The sequence below is a fragment of the Ruegeria sp. THAF57 genome (assembly GCF_903914075.1).
GTDB lineage: Bacteria > Pseudomonadota > Alphaproteobacteria > Rhodobacterales > Rhodobacteraceae > Ruegeria.
The window spans coordinates 130,235-147,101 of the sequence record NZ_CAIWNQ010000006.1 but is presented as its reverse complement, the minus strand read 5'-3'; the positions used below and the strand labels follow the sequence as shown (position 1 = coordinate 147,101).

The following is a 16,867-nucleotide window of genomic DNA, read 5'->3' as shown; positions in this document are numbered from 1 at the left end:
AATATGATCAAATTTTTTCCTGTCAATCGAATCGCGCTGATCTAGACGTTCGCAAGTGAGTCCGCCATAAGCTCCATCCCCTGTTCGATGTCCTGAGCGGTTGCTTTTGCAACAAGATCGGCGTTTCGATCACGAAGCGCCCGGATAATGTCCTTGTGGCGGTCAGGAAGGCTCTGGGTTCCGAATCGGCCGCAGACCACACGCAGGGACGGCCCGAACCTGAGCCACAGGCGTTCCGCCAGATCATTGAGGATCGGCGCGTCGGCATGAGCATAGAGCGTTTCGTGAAACAGATGGTTCAAACGCAGGTAACCACTGACATCCCCATCGGCAATTGTTTGATCCAACTGTTGATCGATGCGTTCCAAATGATCGACGTCCGCAGGCGTCAGGTTGGCCGTTGCTTGCCGTGAAAGCTCTGATTCTATTGATATTCTTGCATATATCATCTGCTTGACGTCACGCGATGACAGCATCGGTACGCTGACCCGTCGATTTCCCTGAAACACCAGTGCTCCGTCGGAAATCAACCGCCGAATAGCCTCGCGCACGGGGGTCATTCCGGCGTTCAGCGAATCAGTCAGCCCCTGAATGGTGACGGGCTGCCCGGGGACCAGTTCGCCATACATGATCTGAGATCTGAGTGAATGATAAACCTGTTCGTGTGCAGGCCGCTTTTGCCCACTGCCGGACGACCCGACCGCCTTATTTTTGATCAAATCCAATTGGTTTGCCCTGTTTCCAATGATGCTGACTTGCCAGGTGCCTGACCTCGTGAAACCATACGCGGGATCGGGGGAAAACGCAAAACTTGATCAAATCCAAAAAAACGGGAAAATACCCGGACACTTGCAGGGAGAATAAAATGTCAATCAAAGCGCTGACCATGACAGCGGCCATCGCACTGGGGACTTCGGCAGCCTTCGCCGAAGAAGTGCGTGTCTACAACTGGTCCGACTATATCGACGAAGAGCTTCTGACGAAGTTCGAGGAAGAAACCGGTCTGACCCTCATTTACGACGTGTTTGACAGCAACGAAGTGCTGGAGACCAAAATGCTGGCCGGTGGGTCGGGCTATGACGTGGTTGTCCCGTCTGGCACGTTCCTTCAGCGTCAGATTCAGGCTGGAGCGTTTCAGGAACTGGACGCGTCACAACTGTCCAACTCAGGCAATCTGTGGGACGTTATTCAGGAACGCACCGCCGGATACGACCCTAACAACGCCTATTCGATCAACTACATGTGGGGCACCACCGGTATCGGTGTGAATGTCGCCAAGGTCAAAGAGGCGCTTGGCGACGATGTTGCCCTGAATAGCATGGATCTGGTGCTGAAGCCTGAAAACATGGAAAAGCTGGCTGCGTGCGGCGTGCATTTCCTGGACGCACCAGCGGAAATGATCCCGATGACTTTGCAGTATCTGGGTGAAGACCCGGACAGCCATGACCCGGACGTCATCAAAAAGGTCGAAGAAGTTCTGACCAGTGTCCGCCCGCATATCCAGAAATTCCACAGCTCGGAATACATCAACGCGCTGGCGAATGGCGATATCTGCGTGGCCGTGGGTTGGTCTGGTGACATTCTGCAGGCGCGTGACCGTGCGGCCGAGGCTGATAATGGCGTTGAGATCGAATACCACCCGTTTGCTGAAGGCTCGCTGATGTGGTTCGACCAAATGGCGATTCCGGCAGATGCGCCGAACCCTGAGGGTGCGCACAAGTTCCTGAACTTTATTCTGGATGCCAACAACATGGCTGCGGCGTCGAACTATGTGTATTACGCCAACGGCAACCAGGCGTCGCAAGAGTTCCTTGAGGAAGATGTGATCGGTGATCCGGCGATCTATCCGGATGATGCGACGATGCAGAACCTCTACATCACCACGCCTTATCCGGCGAAAACGCAGCGGGTCGTGACCCGTCTGTGGACCAAGATCAAATCGGGCACCTGATCCGATTTAACACGGCAGGGCGGCATGTCCGCCTTGCCCTTTTTACCAGATTGCCGAACGGGGGCCATAGTGAACTCTGAAGTCTTTGCGCCGTGGGAGGACCCGCAGGCGAAACCCTTGATCCAGTTCCAGAATGTCACCAAACGATTTGGCGACTTCACGGCGATCGACAACCTGTCTCTGGATATTTTCGAGAAAGAATTCTTTGCTCTGCTGGGGCCGTCAGGCTGCGGCAAGACCACGATGATGCGGATGCTGGCGGGGTTCGAAACGCCCACCGAAGGCCACATCATGCTGGGTGGTCAGGATATCGACCCGATCCCGCCGAACAAGCGGGCGGTGAACATGATGTTCCAGTCCTATGCGCTGTTCCCACACCTCAGCATCTGGGAAAACATCGCCTTCGGCCTGCGCCGGGACAACATGCCCAAACACGATCTTGAAGATCGGGTTGAAGAAATGCTGCGTCTAACTCGGCTGACCCAATTCGCGCGCCGCAAACCGCACCAGATCTCAGGCGGCCAGCGGCAGCGGGTGGCGCTGGCGCGGTCTTTGGCCAAAGCGCCCAAGCTGCTGCTGCTGGACGAACCGCTGGGTGCGTTGGACAAGAAACTGCGGCAGGACACCCAGTTTGAACTGATGGACATTCAGGAAAAGACCGGCACCACCTTTGTCATCGTGACCCACGACCAGGAAGAGGCGATGACCGTGGCCAGCCGCGTGGCCGTTATGGATCAGGGCAAACTGATGCAGGTCGCTACCCCGGATCGGATTTATGAGAACCCGAACTCGGTCTATGTCGCCGACTTTATTGGCGACGTGAATATCATCGAGGGCCGCGCCTCCGCTAATGGCGAGAATACCTATCAGATCGACTGGGCCGAGGGGCAGGCCCCGCTGACCGCAACCTCGGCCAATGGGTTTGCGCAGGGGCAGGCCTGTCATCTGGCCATACGCCCCGAGAAGGTGACGATTTCTGCCGACCGTCCGGCAGATGCGATCAACGCGGTGCAGGGCAAGGTGCATGACATCGCCTATCTGGGCAATCTGTCCACCTACTACGTGGAACTGCCTAACGGCACGATCATCAAGGCGCAAACGGCCAATACCCGCCGCATCTCACGCCGTTCATTCACTTGGGAAGACCCGGTCTGGCTGTCCTGGACAGCAACGGCTGCGGTTTTGCTGGTCGACTGATGCGCCGCGCGTTCCTGATCGCCATTCCCTATGTCTGGCTGCTGGCGCTGTTTTTGGTGCCGTTTTTCATCGTCCTGAAAATCTCGCTGTCGGATATCGCGTTGGCGATTCCGCCTTACACTCCGACTCTGGACTTTTCGCAGGGCTGGGCGGGGATCAAGGATTTCTTCAGCCAGTTGGACTTTGAGAATTTCATCTGGCTGACCGAGGACGACCTGTATTGGAAAGCTTACCTGTCCAGCGTCAAGATCGCTGTGATTTCCACGTTTTTCACGCTGCTGGTGGGCTATCCCATCGCATATGGCATGGCCCGTGCGCCGGTCGAATGGCGACCGACGCTGATGATGTTGGTGATCCTGCCTTTCTGGACGTCGTTCCTGATCCGCGTCTATGCGTGGATGGGCATCCTGTCGAACGAAGGATATCTGAACCAGTTGCTGCTGTGGACGGGCATCATTTCGACCCCGCTGACCATTTTGAACACGCAGACTGCGGTTTATATCGGGATCGTCTACACCTATCTGCCGTTCATGATCCTGCCGATCTATTCGGCGCTGGAGCGGATGGACGAATCCCTGATCGAGGCTGCCGAAGACCTTGGTTGTTCGCGCGTGCAGGCATTCTGGCTGGTGACGATCCCGCTGTCGCGCCCCGGTATCATCGCGGGCTGTTTCCTGGTCATGATCCCGGTGATCGGTGAGTTCGTGATCCCCTCGCTTCTTGGCGGCTCAGGCACGTTGATGATCGGTAAGGTATTGTGGGAGGAGTTCTTCTCGAACCGCGACTGGCCCGTTGCCAGCGCCGTGGCCGTGGTGCTGTTGCTGATCCTCGTGATCCCGATTGTGCTGTTCCAGCGCAACCAGCAAAAACAGACGGAGGCCGAGCAATGAACAGGTTAAGCTGGTTCAACGCGGTCTCGCTGACGCTGGGATTTGCGTTCCTCTACATCCCGATGATTATCCTGATCATCTTTTCCTTCAACGAGAGCAAACTGGTCACCGTCTGGGCCGGATTCTCGACCAAATGGTATGGCGAGCTGGCCCAGAACGAGGCGTTTCTGGATGCCGCTTGGGTCACGATCCGGGTGGCTGTGTTCTCATCAACGCTGGCGACTGTTCTGGGCACCGCCGCGGCCTATGTGCTGGTGCGCGGGGGGCGGTTCTTTGGGCGCACGCTGTTTTCCGGCATGATCTACGCCCCGCTGGTCATGCCCGAGGTGATTACCGGCCTATCGCTGTTGCTGTTGTTTATCGGCATTGGGCTGGATCGCGGTATCCTGACCATCGTGCTGGCCCATACGACCTTTTCGATGTGTTTCGTCTCGGTCGTCGTTTCGTCGCGTTTGGTGACGTTTGACCAGTCGCTGGAAGAGGCTGCGCTGGACCTTGGTTGTTCGCCCGCACAAGCGTTCCGTCTGGTGACATTGCCGATCATCGCGCCTGCCGTGATCTCGGGCTGGTTGCTGGCCTTTACCCTGTCGCTGGACGATCTGGTGATTGCGTCCTTTACCTCAGGGCCGTCGGCGACAACCTTGCCGATCAAGATATTCTCGGCCGTGCGTTTGGGGGTCAGCCCCGAGATCAACGCGCTGTCGACGTTGATGATTGCCGTTGTGACCGTGGGCGTCATCACCGCGTCATTGGTCACAAAACGCGCCATGATGCGGCAGAAACAGGATGAGATGGCGGCGGCCCGTACCGAATGAAACGGCTGTTCCCGGATTACACCTATGGCCCCGGCCCGCGAGAGGGCTGTTGGTGGGACGAGACAATTGCCGCCCCGGACTGGCCGGACCTACAAGGCGATCTGAGTGTTGACGTAGCCATCGTCGGGGCCGGGTTCACGGGCCTGTCTGCGGCCCTGCATCTGGCTAACGCTGGGGTTTCTGTTGCCGTGTTCGAGGCGGAAACACCCGGTTGGGGCGCGTCGGGCCGGAATGGTGGGTTTTGTTGCCTCGGCGGCTCGAAACTCAGCCACAAAGCGATGGAGCGGATTTACGGCGCCCCGGCTGCTGAGCGCTATGACGCTGCAGAAGCCGAGGCAGTGGACCTTGTCGCCGAGTTGTTGGACACCCACGGGATCAACGCGGACACCCATTCAAAAGGGGAAACCCAACTGGCCCATACCGCGCGTGCGATGGAAAGACTTCGCCGCAACGCAGACGCATCCGGAACGCTGCACGAGGCGCAGGACCTTTCCGGGCTTGGCATCGGGGGAGCGTTTTATGGCGGATACACAAACCCGGTCGGTTTCGGCCTGAACCCCAGAAAATACCTGTTTGGACTTGCGACGGCGGCAGCTAAAGCCGGCGTGAAACTGTTTCAGAAAAGTGGTGTGCAAGCCCTTCAGAAATCCGCGCGCGGTTTTGACCTTCGTACATCGGCAGGCCGCGTGTGCGCTGAAAATGTTCTGATCTGCACCAACGGATATTCAAGCGAAGATATCCCAAACTGGATGGCAGGCCGCTACATGCCCACCCAGTCAACGGTTCTTGTGACGCGCCCAATGTCCGAGGTTGAGTTGCAAGCTCAGGGCTGGACCACGGATCAGATGTCATACGATACGCGCAACTTGTTGCATTACTTCCGTCTTATGCCGGACAGGAGGTTTCTGTTCGGTATGCGCGGTGGTTTGCGGTCATCGGCCAAGGCCGAAGCTGCAATTCGCCAAAAAGTTCAATCGGACTTTCGGAAGATGTTCCCCGAATGGGCGCATGTCGATGTCACGCATATGTGGTCCGGCATGGTGTGTTTGTCCCGCGATTTGACTCCGTTTGCCGGGGCGGTGCCGGGGCAATCCGGGCTATTTGCCGGGTTTGCATATCACGGTAATGGTGTCGCGATGGGCACCTATTGCGGGCGCGCCCTGTCCCGCCTGGTTTTGGGGCAGGACGCAGGGCTGCCAGAGTTGATTGGCCAAATTCCCGGTCGCTTCCCGCTTGGGTTCTGGCGGCGTGCCTTGCTTCCACCGGCATATGCAATGATGTCGCTTGCCGATCTTTGATTTTATCCGAGGGCTGCGATTTCCAAATCCAGCGCGGCTGAGTAATCGGTCGCACCATTCTCTACGCGCCACAGACAATATGCCGCCATCCGCCACGCATACCACTTTTGCAGTTCGCGGTATCTGTGCGTTATCTCAGGTCGGTCATAGGCAGACAGGAACTGCGCCTCTTCGGCTGCGCGCAACGGTGCACCGCGATAAAGCTGTTGCATCGCGGGCGACAGGAACAGCGCGATATCTTCGCAGGGGTCGCCACGGGCCGGACACTGCCAATCAATGAGCGTTAGCCCCGTTGCATCCACCAGTATGTTTCCGGCAACCGGGTCACCGTGAACCAAACAGGTGTGGTTTGTTGCAGGCACCGGGCTGTCAGGGCGCATTCGCGCAAGTTGTGCCTTTTGATCCGAAAGGCACATGTTCAGAATTTGTTGCGTCTGATGCGCAAGATCGGCGCTGCCGTTGCACCCTGCGGGCACCTCTATCGAGATGTCCAACATGTGCAGTTTGCGCAGCAATTCGGCAACGCAGGTTGTTCCTGACTGCCATGGTGACCCGGGCGCGTGATCATAAAACACCCAAAGTCCGTTGTCGTGTTTGCCCGTTGCCCGCAGGCGCGGCGCAAAGCCCATCGGCTCCAGCGCATTCAGGCATCGGGCTTCCAGTTCGGCGTCGTTGCGAAACAGCGGGTTGCGCAGCTTGGACCGATAGAGTTTCAGCACTTTGTCCCCGTCACCGCCCAGAACCTTCCAGACCTGATTGGTGCGGCCCCCATACAATGTCTGAAACCGGGCATTGGCGTCGACAAGGCCCGTGCTGCGGAGGTGGTCAAAAAGATCACGCGGTGGGGCGGTTTGGTCGGGCAGAAGGTTCACCAGTTCTGTAAGCGAGTCGAATCTGGCAAAGCTTTGGCCTGCCTTGGCCCTCAGATCAAGTTCCAGATCGTACGGCACTTACCATGCTGACGGGTATAATTTGCCCGCTTTCCAGCGTTAGTAACAGCGCGTCATCCACGGCCTGAGCTTCGACGACGCGGTTATACGCTGATGCTGTCTGCTCGGACAGCAGATCCTCTCCATCATAGCTTTCCAGCGCGGCGGAATAGGTCCCTGCAGGAACTGAATTGTCAGCGCTGTCTGTCCCGGTCCACACGAACTCGGAATTACTGGGGGATGCCGGGACGCGGTCGACGACCGTTCCACTGGCGTTCCGAACCACGATAGATGCTGAGCTTGCGGCGACGTCGGGTTTCGCGAACAGTTTGACCGGCGCACCGTCAAATTGAAAGGCCGAGGCCGATCGCACATCCATTCCGACCCAGCCCGCAAGTTGTTCCAACCCCACATTGCCCATCGACACGGACAGGCCGGACAGCAACGCGTTGGTTTGAACCTGCTGCTCGACCATTGAAAATTGTGCCAGTTGCGACGCGTATTCCGATGAATCCAAAGGCTCCAGCGGGTCCTGGTTTTTCGCCTGAGCGGTCAGCATCAAAAGGAATGTCTCAAAATCTGATGCTAACCCCGCCGCCTGAGGCTGAGAAGCCGGTGTCTGAGCGCCGGTATGTATGGTGGAGGTAGTCGGATTGATCATGTCAAAGCCTTATGTCGATGCGCCCAGACGCACCAACGCGTGATGGGACCTGTGTATTTGAAGGGGAGGGGGCCTCCCGCTCTGGTTCAAATGGCGATTGGGCCATGTCGTCCTGACCATTCCGTTGGGCATCAGATGAATTTCCCAAGTCGAAAGACAGATCGCCGAAACCAAGGGCCCTGAACTCGGCCTCAAGAACGGAAATATGGCGGCGCATGATGTCCAGCGTTTCCGGGCGCTCGGCCGCGATTGTCAGGTGGACGCCATCGTCGCGGCCATTCAGCACGATAGAAACGCGCCCCAGCTCTTCGGGGTTCAACGCTATTTCTATCGCCCCGGCCTGAGGTCGCGTATGTATGATTGCGGCCATCTGCCCGGCAATGGCGCGCGCCACTTCAGCGCGAACGTTTGCCCCAAGTGCATGCACGGCTGAGGTGGATTCCCGAGTAGTCTGCAAAGGGGAATTGTCCCTTAGCTGTTGAGTTGCCTCCATGTCCGGAACCTCAGCCTCAGCTTGGGTTTCCTGCTTTGCCATCAATTGCATTTGGACGAATTGCTGCGCCTTGTCCGGCGCGGAAGGGGACTTTACCTGCGGTGTGCCGTCCGCTGTCTCAGGGCTGGGAACAGCATCCGTTTTCGGCAACTCAGCGGGTGCGGACCTGGCTTGGTCCGGGGTGGGCGGCATACCAAACCTTGCGCTGTGCAAGAGCCTACCCTCAGCAGACGCTGGAGCGTTACGCGCTAGGCTTTCCGTTCGAACAGGCTGAACCTCTGTCACAGGATCATCTGCAGAAGCTTTAGGGCTGTCCCTGGCAAGGCCGCCTGACGCGACTTCCCTCCCGTTTTGCTGGCCCGAAACAGAATTGTCTGAATGGTCGCTGGCCGCCCAAACGGCAAGGTTATTGCCCTGAACCTCGCCCCTTGGTTCAGGTAATGAAATCTTAAGCGACGCGACATCTGGAACGGCCACGATGTTCGGTGTTACGTCCGTCGGCTCGCCGTCTTCGACCGTTTCCGACGGTCCCCCCCCTGTTTCCGGAACCGGATTTTCAGCAGGATGGGCGTCTTCAGCCTGTTGTATAATCCGTTCTTCCAGAACGGCTTCAAACGATCCTTCTGCCTTTTGCTCAGGCATATCAGTGGACGATCCGCCGGATTTGGCAGAGGAGTTTGGCGGGGCGATTGCTGTCAAAAGAGGGTTGGGCATTTTGCTCCGACTCCGGTTGTGTGAACCGAAATCTGACCGCAGGAAGTTACGTTTATTTTAACCGCTTTCATCTTTGCTCGACAAAGTTCGATGCAAATTTCGGAGAAAGTGATGAAAGTACCTGTCCCCGTTTCCCAAGCGATGCCCCCGTCCACGGTCGAAAGACTAAAAACCGCAGCGGTTGAGCTTGAGGCAACTTTTCTGGCCGAGATGCTGAAATCCGCAGGGCTGGGCGAAGGTCGCCAGTCTTTTGGCGGTGGGGCCGGTGAGGACCAGTTTTCGACTTTATTGGTTCAGCAGCAGGCGCATCAGTTGGCCAAGGCCGGTGGGGTCGGCCTGCAAGACGTTCTGTTCCAGTCCCTGATGGAGAAGGCCGATGCCGAGTAAATCTGAGGCTGACGTGATCACGTCACTTGAAGAGGTTCTGGACCTCGAGCGGAACGCGCTTGTGCAGGGCGATCTGGACCGGTTGGGTCAAATGATGCCCGAAAAGGAAAAGTTGATTGGCGCGCTCAACCAATTTCCGGTTCGGGAAAGCGATGAACTGGTTCGACTTCAGAGGAAGGTCGAAAGGAATCAGGCGCTTCTAAACAGTGCGGCCGACGGGATTCGGGCGGTTTCCGATCGCATGGCTGAACTGCGCCGCGTTCGAAACGAGCTCAGCACCTACAGCGCTGACGGGCAACGCAAGGGCTTTGCGGTTCGCAGCAACGCCACGTTGGAGAAACGCGCCTAGTGTCGGGTTTGATTCAAATCCGAATTTTCGGGATCGCGGGTCTTAGCACTCCGTTAGGGGATCGGCGGCAATGGTGGCGACGCACCTGAAACAGCAGGTGGCGCGAACAGCCGGACGGCGGATCGCAGTGATCAGAAAGACGTTAAAGCCCGCAGATGGTGCGGGGTTGGCACGGGCACAAAGGGCCCATACGAAAAAAGGAAGACGTTATGTCCATTCTGACCAACAACGGCGCCATGGTTGCGCTGCAAACCCTGAAATCGGTCAACAAGAACCTGGCCACAACCCAGAACGCGATCTCGACCGGTAAAGACGTGGCGACGGCCAAGGACAATTCGGCAGTCTGGGCGATCTCGAAAGTCATGGAATCCGATGTGAAGGGTTTCAACGCGATCAAGGACAGTCTGGCGCTGGGTGAATCGACCGTTGCGGTGGCGAGGAATGCCTCGGAAACTGTGACCGACCTTCTGAACCAGATGAAGGGCAAGATCGTCGCGGCGCAGGAAGACAACGTGGATCGCGGCAAGATCAATGCGGACGTGACCGCTCTGCGCGATCAGATCACTGCTGTTGTTGGGGCAGCCCAGTTCAATGGGCTCAACCTGGTCAATGGGTCGGCGGCCTCGGCATCGATCTTGTCCTCGCTGGACCGCGATTCGACAGGTGCTGTGACGGCTTCGTCGATCACCGTAGCTGGACAGGATCTGTCGGTTGGTGGTTACACGGCCAATGACATCTTTTCGGGCAGTTCGGCGGGGGCGTCTGCAAACGGTGATACCGTCGCAATCGCGCTGGATAACGGTGGCGGCAACGAGCAGATTGAAATTGCTGAAAACGCCACGGCCTTTGCTGCCGGGGACAGTGTTAGCCTGACCGTTGGCGATCAGACTGTGTCTTATACCGTGACCGCAGACGATGCGGCGGCAACAACCACGGCTGATATCGTTGCCGTTGCCCTGAAAGGCAAGATTGATGATTTGGGCATCGCCGGTTTGACCGTGGACTATGACAGCGGCACGCCGGGCACCCTTGATTTCACCAACGCTGGTGGCAATGACCTGACTGTCAGCGGTCAGTTTGCCAATGCCGGCTCCGGCGGTCTGGGCGCATTGGCTGGCATCGATGTTTCCACCGCAGCGGGCGCAACCGCTGCTCTGGGTACCATCGAAGGTCTGATCGACACCGCCATTGACGCCTCGGCGGCCTTTGGTTCGTCGCAGGGCCGGATTGAAACCCAGAAAGAGTTCATCTCGAACCTGGCGGATTCATTTAAGTCCGGTATCGGTTCGCTGGTGGACGCCGACATGGAAGAGACCTCTGCGCGTCTGCAGGCCTTGCAGGTTCAACAGCAGTTGGCCACGCAGTCTCTGTCGATCGCGAACCAGGCTCCGCAGTCGGTCTTGTCGTTGTTCCGTTAATCGTAGGACCCTGGTCGGGGCGTTAAAAAAGCGCCCCGACTCTGATTGCCAAAAGACGGACTATTGGAAGGATTTTAAGTGACACCGCAAACCATGGCGCACCGCGCCTATGCCCAAACCGCGGCTCCGACACGTACGCCACGGGATACCGAATACGAGGCCATTTCGAAAATCACACATCGCCTCAAAGCCGCTGCCGCTCGACAGAAATCAGACTTTGGCGGATTTGTTCAGGCATTGCATGAAAATCGTCGTTTGTGGTCAGTTCTGGCCAGCGGCGTTGCGGATTCAGAAAATGCGCTTCCAAACGAACTGCGCGCGCGGATTTTCTATCTGGCCGAGTTCACCGAGCAGCACAGCAGTCAGGTGTTGGGAAAGAAGGCAAGTGTCGATCCGTTGCTTGAAATCAACATGGCCGTCCTGCGCGGTTTGCGACAGATGAGGGCAACCTAATGGGTGGGCTGGTTTTGAAACTCGCCCCAAAAGAGCGGGTGTTGATCAACGGAGTCGTCTTGGAAAACGGAGATCGGCGCAGTCGGTTTTCAATTATGACGCCGCAAGCGAATGTCTTGCGCCTGCGCGATGCCATTCACCCGGACGAGGTCAATACGCCTGTGCGCCGCGTGTGCTATGCTGCGCAGTTAGTTTTGTCAGGAGACATGGAGCCCGAGGACGCAAGACAGCAATTATTGCGCCGCGTCGAAGAGTTGAGCCAAGTTTTCACGGATGCAGACAGCCGCAAGGTCCTTTCGGAAGCCACCGACGCGCTGCTGGCAGAGCAGTATTACAAGTGTCTTAAGTCTCTTCGCGCGCTGCTGCCGAGGGAAGAGCGGTTGATGGCTTACCGGCAATGACGTTTCAACCTGTTGTACCGGTCGGGGGCATCGTGGGGTGGCGCTTTCTTCAACGTAGCTACGACACTCAGCTAGAAAGCTTTTCTTCGTCGGCGGTTAACGAACGAGAAACCCGGTATTTTCTAGAAAACATCGGCAAGGTTCAGACAGCCGAAGATTTGGTCTCGGATCGCCGGTTACTGCAGGTTGCGCTGGGGGCATTCGGATTAGAAGGCGATCTGAATAACCGTTATTTCATTCAAAAAGTGCTGTCCGACGGCACTTCTACCGATGATGCGTTGCCCAATCGGTTGTCGGACAAAAGATATCGCGAGTTTTCCGAGGCTTTCGGCCTGGGTCCGGGTGAAATTCGCCGTACCGGTCTTCAGAGTTTTATGGAAGATATCGCGCAGGACAACTTGGTCTCACGGTTTGAGGTCGCCGTGGGTGAGCGTGATGAGACAATGCGCATATCACTGTATGCGCAACATGCTCTGGCGGAATTGGCAGTTCAGGAAAGTGGGGCTAACACCAAATGGTTCGACTTGATGGGCCTGCCGCCATTGCGCAACATGATGGAAACAGCGCTTGGCCTTCCTTCAAGTTTTGCTCAGTTGGATATCGACAAACAGCTTGTTGAGTTCAAGGACAGGTTAAAGGGTCTAACGGGTTCAGATGATCTGGCGCAGTTTTCGGATGAGACGGCGATCAATCGGCTGACAGATCAATTCCTGGCGCGAAGCCAGATCGTGCAGCTCCAAAGCACGATATCACCCGCACAAACTGCGCTCATACTTCTCGGGGCCTGACACTGCCGCAGCGCGTGTCTTGCGCGTCGGGCCGTTCAGTTGTTTCCGCTTTGGTCAGACACCGCCGCGCTGCAAGACGGCGATCGGCTCAGGAATTCAGTACAACATCCGCCGAGGTTCTGAGCGCGTAGGAAGGCACAGGCTGTGAAACATTGTGAAGCTGAATGTCCCCCAATGGCACAGCGTCGGCGCAGGCGGGTGCTATGTCAGCCGACACGACGATCCGGTGATCCACCGTCTTGCCGTATTCACCTAACCGCGCCGCGATGTTTGCGGCCTGCCCAATAACCGTAAAGTCCAGCCGTTCGCGTGAGCCGACATTGCCGTATGTCACACGCCCATAGGCAACGCCAATAGAACAGTCACAATGCAGGTCAGAGCCCTCCTGACGCAGATCGCCCAGCTTCTCGACGATTTCAACGGCCGTACGCTGCGCGTTGCTGCGAGCGGTCATCGCATCATCACCTTCCGGAAAAACGGCCAAAACCGCGTCGCCGATGAATTTCAGAACCTCGCCGCCATTATCGTGCACAATATCCGACACAGTGTCGAAAAAGTCATTCAGCAGGACAATATAGTCCGTTCGCCCAAGTCGCTCTTCCAGGATGGTCGAGTTGCGAAGATCACAAAACATGATGGCCGCGTCGATTTCGTCACCATCGCCACGCCGAATTTCGCCCCCCAGAACACGTGCGCCCGATCGCTTGCCAACATAGGTTTCTAGCAGAACCTGTGCGTTTTCACGCTGCATGAAGACTTCGTAGAACCGTGCAATGACCGATGAGCATTCAAACACCAAACCCAGATTTTCAGTGGTGAAGCCATCGGGATGATCGCAGGTCAACGTCAGAACATTGGTGCGACCGTCCGAAAAGGGAAGGGGCATTGCGACATAGTCGGTTGCACCCTTGGCGCGCAAATCCTCCATGATTGGAAAGCTGTTATGAGGGTTGTCGTCATTCAGCCGCTGGCGCACACCACCCAGCCCGTTCGACACATGCCGTAGCGGGCTGTTGATATAGGCCGGGTGATCGTGAATTTCGTATGTCGGTACGTTGGTCGAGATTTCGGCCTCACCCTTTTCCCAGATATAGTGTTTACCTGCGATCAGGGGGTGCAGCGACCAGACCAGAATGCTGAGGCGCTGAATCGCTATCCCGTGTTCCAGCATCTTCTCGGCCAGCGCCTTGGTGAAGTCTTCAGAGGTCGTAAGCTCGGACGCGCCGCGCATCAGCCAGTCAATCAAAGGGCCGCTGATATTGCCATCATCGGGTTCCCGAAGCCGATTTTCTCCCAGGTCGATCCGGTCATAGGCTGACGACAGGAAACCGATATGACCCTGAATCGCTTTGCTTTCCGGCAAAGCTTCTTCATAGGCCCAGACACTGTTTTGCAGGCGTTGACCGTTCAAAACTACGTCGTGATAGGTCGCGGTTCCTTTGAATGGGCAAAAGGTCTGCAACTCGGTCTCTTCGCCAAGATCCACACATACGTCCTCGCGGGGGATGTAGATTGTTGGGGACAGTCGGGTTTCATACATGACCTTGGCATTGTCGCTTTTGGCCAAAAGCACATCGCCGCGGTAGACCGCGACCGATCCGTTCAATGATTCGACCGAAATTCGATATCCTGTGGATTGCGGTGTGGCGTGGACGTTCATGATCAACCTCCGAGGCGCGGGTTCCCTAATGATGGGCATTTTTCCCGAATTTCCAAGGGGCAGAGATGACGGTTTTCAAGCCTAAAATGTACAAACCGTTTGGTCAGACCATCTGAATCACATCTTTGTCGATCGACAGCATATAGCCTTTTTTAGCGATATTCTTGACCAGTAACTCACTGACCATCTGGTTGCCCAGGGCATCGCGCAGCCGCTTGATCCGCGTCGCACCAGCGGCTTCTTCGCAATCAGAGGCGTCTTTTCCGGAAATGACGGCCTCAATCTGGGCGCCGGACAGCATTTCGTCGTCCAGTCTGGACTCGGCCAGAACCGCCAGCGTTTCCATCGCGGCAGGTGTCAATTTGAAGTCCATATTGTTCAGATAAACCGTGTTTTCTTCGCGGCTGATCAGCAACGAGGTCACCTGAATGCCCGTCCTTTCGATCTGGGCCATCCGCCGGTTCAGCAACACGAGCATCACCAGAAACACCAGCGCCGTGACCAGCATGGTGCTGGCGAAGACCAACAGAACAAAAATGACCATCCTGTAGCTGGAAAGAGTATCCGCAAAGGCCGTTCCCGATTGCGCGAGGATTTCCAGCAGGCGGATCTCAGCCTGCGAGGTCAGGTCACTTTCGATAAACAACCGTTCAACGCGCGCGTTGAAGGCGTTGGCGTCGGGCAAGGTCCAGAATAGGAAAATGGCGGCGGTTATCAGAATCAGAACGATCGCCGCAATGCCGACGCCGACCAGCCGTGTCCCTGATCGCCGCGCCTCAGTAACGGAGATAGAATTTTCCGGCATTGGCCTTCCTTTTGTCCAACCCATCCGGCCCAAACACCGACATCACGTTCAGCAAGGTCCATCCTGAGCCGCGCAGGCGTTGCGAGATCTCTTTTTTTGCTTTGCCCTTGTCGCAGGCGGATACCTGCATGACGCCGTAGTGCAGGCGCAAAGGATTGTCCTGTTTGGCCTTGTAATCGGCATAGCATTCCGCCGCGGATGCGGCAGAGCCGACCGATATCAGGGCGCAGACAGCCAGAGAAGAGAAGATCTGTTTCATAGGCTGCATCCTGCGCATGGCTCGGCGCGATATTCAATAACTCAAGGGGTTTTGGGGCGTTGATATTTGATAACACTGGCCCGTTATTGCGTGTCCTTCAGGGCTGCGACCAGTGTTGAGGCAAGGAAAACGGCCACCGCGCCGGATCGCCCCACCACTTGGAAAAGGACAAATACCATGCACCGGAAATTCATTGCTCTGATCGTGGCCACGGCAATTGCCATCACCGGCGTTTCTGTGTCTCAGGCGCGGGCCGCAGATGCCAGGGATATACTCGGAGGGTTGGCCGCCATCGCGCTGATCGGCGCTGGTGTCCACTATTACAACAAAGAGAAAGACAAAGAGCGCGCCAGCCGAAACCGGGCCCCTGTCTACAGGGCCAAGCCCGACCCCTCTTATTATCCTGTACGTCCGCTACCGGGCCGTGTTGCTAAATACGACTTGCCGCAAAAATGCCTGCGCACATTCGACAGATATTCGGCAAAGCGACCGCTGCTGGGGCCGGGGTGCCTGAAGAAGCATTACAAGCATGTCAAAAGCCTGCCGCCAGAGTGCAAGGTCGGTTTCTGGAACGGCAAAAAGGTCAAGCGCGCCTATGAGCCCGCCTGCCTGCGCCAAAAAGGATACCGCGTGGTTTACCAGTAATCGCGTTCGAGCAGGAGCGGCGTCATAGAAGCGTCGCGGGGAAGGGGGCAGCGCAGTCTGCCCCCTCCTTTTTGCTTGCGGTCGGTCTTGAAACGCGATCTTTCCAAGGCATGACGAAACCTGATTACGAACTGGAACAGGCCGCCATTGCGCAGGGCTATAAGCGGATCGCAGGCGTGGATGAGGTTGGCCGTGGCCCGTTGGCAGGCCCGGTGGTTGCTGCGGCGGTGATCCTGAACGCCGATGACATCCCCGAGGGGCTGAACGATTCAAAGAAGCTGACAGCCAAGCGCCGTGCCGGTCTGGATGTCGAAATACGCGCGCGGGCTGAGTTCGCAATAGCCGAAGCAAGTGTTGCTGAGATCGACGAGCACAACATCTTGCGTGCCTCGCACCTTGCGATGGAGCGGGCGGTGGCCGCGCTGGACCCGCCGCCAGATTATCTTTTGATTGATGGGAACTTGATTCCGCGCGGGCTGACGATCCCCTCACAGGCCGTGGTCAAAGGTGACGCGTATTCGGTGTCGATTGCAGCCGCATCAATCATTGCCAAAAACTGGCGTGATCAGGTGATGGTGGATTTGGCGCAACAGCATCCCGGCTATGGATGGGAGACAAACGCTGGTTATCCGTCAAAACAACACAGGGAAGCGCTGCAAAATCTTGGTGTGACCCCACACCATAGACGTTCGTTTAAACCTGTACACAATATCTTGTATCAAGAGTAAATCGTAAGTCGCTGATTCAAAAAAGA

At 56.8% G+C, this 16,867-nt stretch carries 20 protein-coding genes; 13 read left to right on the top strand and 7 right to left on the bottom strand.

The features are described from left to right. Positions 1 to 41: 41 nt before the first annotated feature. Positions 42 to 725 carry a GntR family transcriptional regulator gene (locus tag RUESEDTHA_RS15265; RefSeq protein ID WP_180887616.1) on the bottom strand — a complete coding sequence of 228 codons (684 nt, stop codon included), beginning with the start codon at positions 723 to 725 and terminating at the stop codon, positions 42 to 44. Between the two features lie 140 nt (positions 726 to 865). Here RUESEDTHA_RS15265 and RUESEDTHA_RS15260 point away from each other — a divergent pair, with 140 nt between their 5' ends. Genes RUESEDTHA_RS15260 through RUESEDTHA_RS15240 form a run of 5 tightly spaced genes read left to right on the top strand, consistent with a single transcriptional unit; the run spans position 866 to position 6,151 of the window. Further along, positions 866 to 1,951 carry a polyamine ABC transporter substrate-binding protein gene (locus tag RUESEDTHA_RS15260; RefSeq protein ID WP_180887615.1) on the top strand — a complete coding sequence of 362 codons (1,086 nt, stop codon included), beginning with the start codon at positions 866 to 868 and terminating at the stop codon, positions 1,949 to 1,951. 24 nt (positions 1,952 to 1,975) lie between these two features. After that, positions 1,976 to 3,148, top strand: a complete 1,173-nt coding sequence (locus RUESEDTHA_RS15255) for an ABC transporter ATP-binding protein (RefSeq protein WP_370456802.1) — start codon at positions 1,976 to 1,978, stop codon at positions 3,146 to 3,148. After that, positions 3,148 to 4,038, top strand: a complete 891-nt coding sequence (locus RUESEDTHA_RS15250; protein ID WP_171124522.1) for an ABC transporter permease subunit — start codon at positions 3,148 to 3,150, stop codon at positions 4,036 to 4,038. Before RUESEDTHA_RS15255 ends, RUESEDTHA_RS15250 begins: the two co-directional genes overlap by 1 nt. Continuing rightward, the gene (locus RUESEDTHA_RS15245) at positions 4,035 to 4,853 is read left to right on the top strand and encodes an ABC transporter permease (protein WP_180887613.1); all 819 of its coding nucleotides are present in this window, start codon (positions 4,035 to 4,037) and stop codon (positions 4,851 to 4,853) included. The genes RUESEDTHA_RS15250 and RUESEDTHA_RS15245 overlap by 4 nt, the downstream gene beginning before the upstream one ends. Further along, on the top strand, positions 4,850 to 6,151 hold the full coding sequence (locus RUESEDTHA_RS15240) for an FAD-binding oxidoreductase (protein ID WP_180887612.1): 1,302 nt from the start codon (positions 4,850 to 4,852) through the stop codon (positions 6,149 to 6,151). The genes RUESEDTHA_RS15245 and RUESEDTHA_RS15240 overlap by 4 nt, the downstream gene beginning before the upstream one ends. Before the next feature lie 2 nt (positions 6,152 to 6,153). On the opposite strand, the gene RUESEDTHA_RS15235 is transcribed toward RUESEDTHA_RS15240, so the two are convergent. Genes RUESEDTHA_RS15235 through RUESEDTHA_RS15225 form a run of 3 tightly spaced genes read right to left on the bottom strand, consistent with a single transcriptional unit; the run spans position 6,154 to position 8,948 of the window. Next, positions 6,154 to 7,101, bottom strand: coding sequence for a phosphotransferase family protein (locus RUESEDTHA_RS15235; RefSeq protein WP_255431767.1), 948 nt, complete (start codon positions 7,099 to 7,101; stop codon positions 6,154 to 6,156). Next, complete coding sequence (locus RUESEDTHA_RS15230; protein ID WP_180887611.1) at positions 7,079 to 7,741, bottom strand: flagellar hook capping FlgD N-terminal domain-containing protein; 663 nt, start codon at positions 7,739 to 7,741, stop codon at positions 7,079 to 7,081. The genes RUESEDTHA_RS15235 and RUESEDTHA_RS15230 overlap by 23 nt, the downstream gene beginning before the upstream one ends. A 1-nt stretch (position 7,742) precedes the next feature. Next, positions 7,743 to 8,948 carry a flagellar hook-length control protein FliK gene (locus RUESEDTHA_RS15225; RefSeq protein WP_180887610.1) on the bottom strand — a complete coding sequence of 402 codons (1,206 nt, stop codon included), beginning with the start codon at positions 8,946 to 8,948 and terminating at the stop codon, positions 7,743 to 7,745. A gap of 111 nt (positions 8,949 to 9,059) precedes the next feature. On the opposite strand from RUESEDTHA_RS15225, the gene RUESEDTHA_RS15220 reads away from it, so the two are divergent. The 6 genes from RUESEDTHA_RS15220 (at position 9,060) to RUESEDTHA_RS15195 (ending at position 12,744) form a co-directional block, all read left to right on the top strand. After that, on the top strand, positions 9,060 to 9,335 hold the full coding sequence (locus RUESEDTHA_RS15220) for a rod-binding protein (protein ID WP_180887609.1): 276 nt from the start codon (positions 9,060 to 9,062) through the stop codon (positions 9,333 to 9,335). Then, positions 9,325 to 9,684 carry a flagellar biosynthesis protein FlgN gene (locus RUESEDTHA_RS15215; RefSeq protein ID WP_180887608.1) on the top strand — a complete coding sequence of 120 codons (360 nt, stop codon included), beginning with the start codon at positions 9,325 to 9,327 and terminating at the stop codon, positions 9,682 to 9,684. The genes RUESEDTHA_RS15220 and RUESEDTHA_RS15215 overlap by 11 nt, the downstream gene beginning before the upstream one ends. 209 nt (positions 9,685 to 9,893) lie before the next feature. Continuing rightward, a complete protein-coding gene (locus tag RUESEDTHA_RS15210; protein WP_255431766.1) occupies positions 9,894 to 11,102 on the top strand; it encodes a flagellin in 1,209 nt (402 codons plus the stop codon). Between the two features lie 78 nt (positions 11,103 to 11,180). Beyond that, entirely contained in the window at positions 11,181 to 11,555 is a 375-nt protein-coding gene (flaF, locus tag RUESEDTHA_RS15205) for a flagellar biosynthesis regulator FlaF (protein ID WP_171124508.1), read from the top strand. Further along, the gene (flbT, locus tag RUESEDTHA_RS15200) at positions 11,555 to 11,956 is read left to right on the top strand and encodes a flagellar biosynthesis repressor FlbT (protein WP_180887606.1); all 402 of its coding nucleotides are present in this window, start codon (positions 11,555 to 11,557) and stop codon (positions 11,954 to 11,956) included. The genes flaF and flbT overlap by 1 nt, the downstream gene beginning before the upstream one ends. Next, the gene (locus tag RUESEDTHA_RS15195) at positions 11,953 to 12,744 is read left to right on the top strand and encodes a DUF1217 domain-containing protein (RefSeq protein WP_180887605.1); all 792 of its coding nucleotides are present in this window, start codon (positions 11,953 to 11,955) and stop codon (positions 12,742 to 12,744) included. The genes flbT and RUESEDTHA_RS15195 overlap by 4 nt, the downstream gene beginning before the upstream one ends. Positions 12,745 to 12,832: 88 nt before the next feature. Here the strand turns inward: RUESEDTHA_RS15195 and RUESEDTHA_RS15190 are convergent, their stop codons facing one another. The 3 genes from RUESEDTHA_RS15190 to RUESEDTHA_RS15180 all read right to left on the bottom strand — a co-directional run bounded on the left by RUESEDTHA_RS15190 (position 12,833) and on the right by RUESEDTHA_RS15180 (position 15,468). Then, positions 12,833 to 14,404 (bottom strand): DUF427 domain-containing protein, encoded by a 1,572-nt coding sequence (locus tag RUESEDTHA_RS15190; RefSeq protein WP_180887604.1) that lies wholly within the window; start codon positions 14,402 to 14,404, stop codon positions 12,833 to 12,835. Positions 14,405 to 14,507: 103 nt separating this feature from the next. Then, the gene (locus RUESEDTHA_RS15185) at positions 14,508 to 15,209 is read right to left on the bottom strand and encodes a helix-turn-helix domain-containing protein (RefSeq protein WP_180887603.1); all 702 of its coding nucleotides are present in this window, start codon (positions 15,207 to 15,209) and stop codon (positions 14,508 to 14,510) included. Beyond that, positions 15,181 to 15,468 carry a hypothetical protein gene (locus RUESEDTHA_RS15180; RefSeq protein ID WP_180887602.1) on the bottom strand — a complete coding sequence of 96 codons (288 nt, stop codon included), beginning with the start codon at positions 15,466 to 15,468 and terminating at the stop codon, positions 15,181 to 15,183. Before RUESEDTHA_RS15180 ends, RUESEDTHA_RS15185 begins: the two co-directional genes overlap by 29 nt. 177 nt (positions 15,469 to 15,645) lie before the next feature. Between RUESEDTHA_RS15180 and RUESEDTHA_RS15175 the strand changes: the two genes are divergently transcribed. After that, positions 15,646 to 16,113, top strand: a complete 468-nt coding sequence (locus tag RUESEDTHA_RS15175; protein ID WP_180887601.1) for a hypothetical protein — start codon at positions 15,646 to 15,648, stop codon at positions 16,111 to 16,113. A gap of 110 nt (positions 16,114 to 16,223) precedes the next feature. After that, on the top strand, positions 16,224 to 16,841 hold the full coding sequence (locus RUESEDTHA_RS15170; protein ID WP_180887600.1) for a ribonuclease HII: 618 nt from the start codon (positions 16,224 to 16,226) through the stop codon (positions 16,839 to 16,841). Positions 16,842 to 16,867 lie beyond the last annotated feature (26 nt).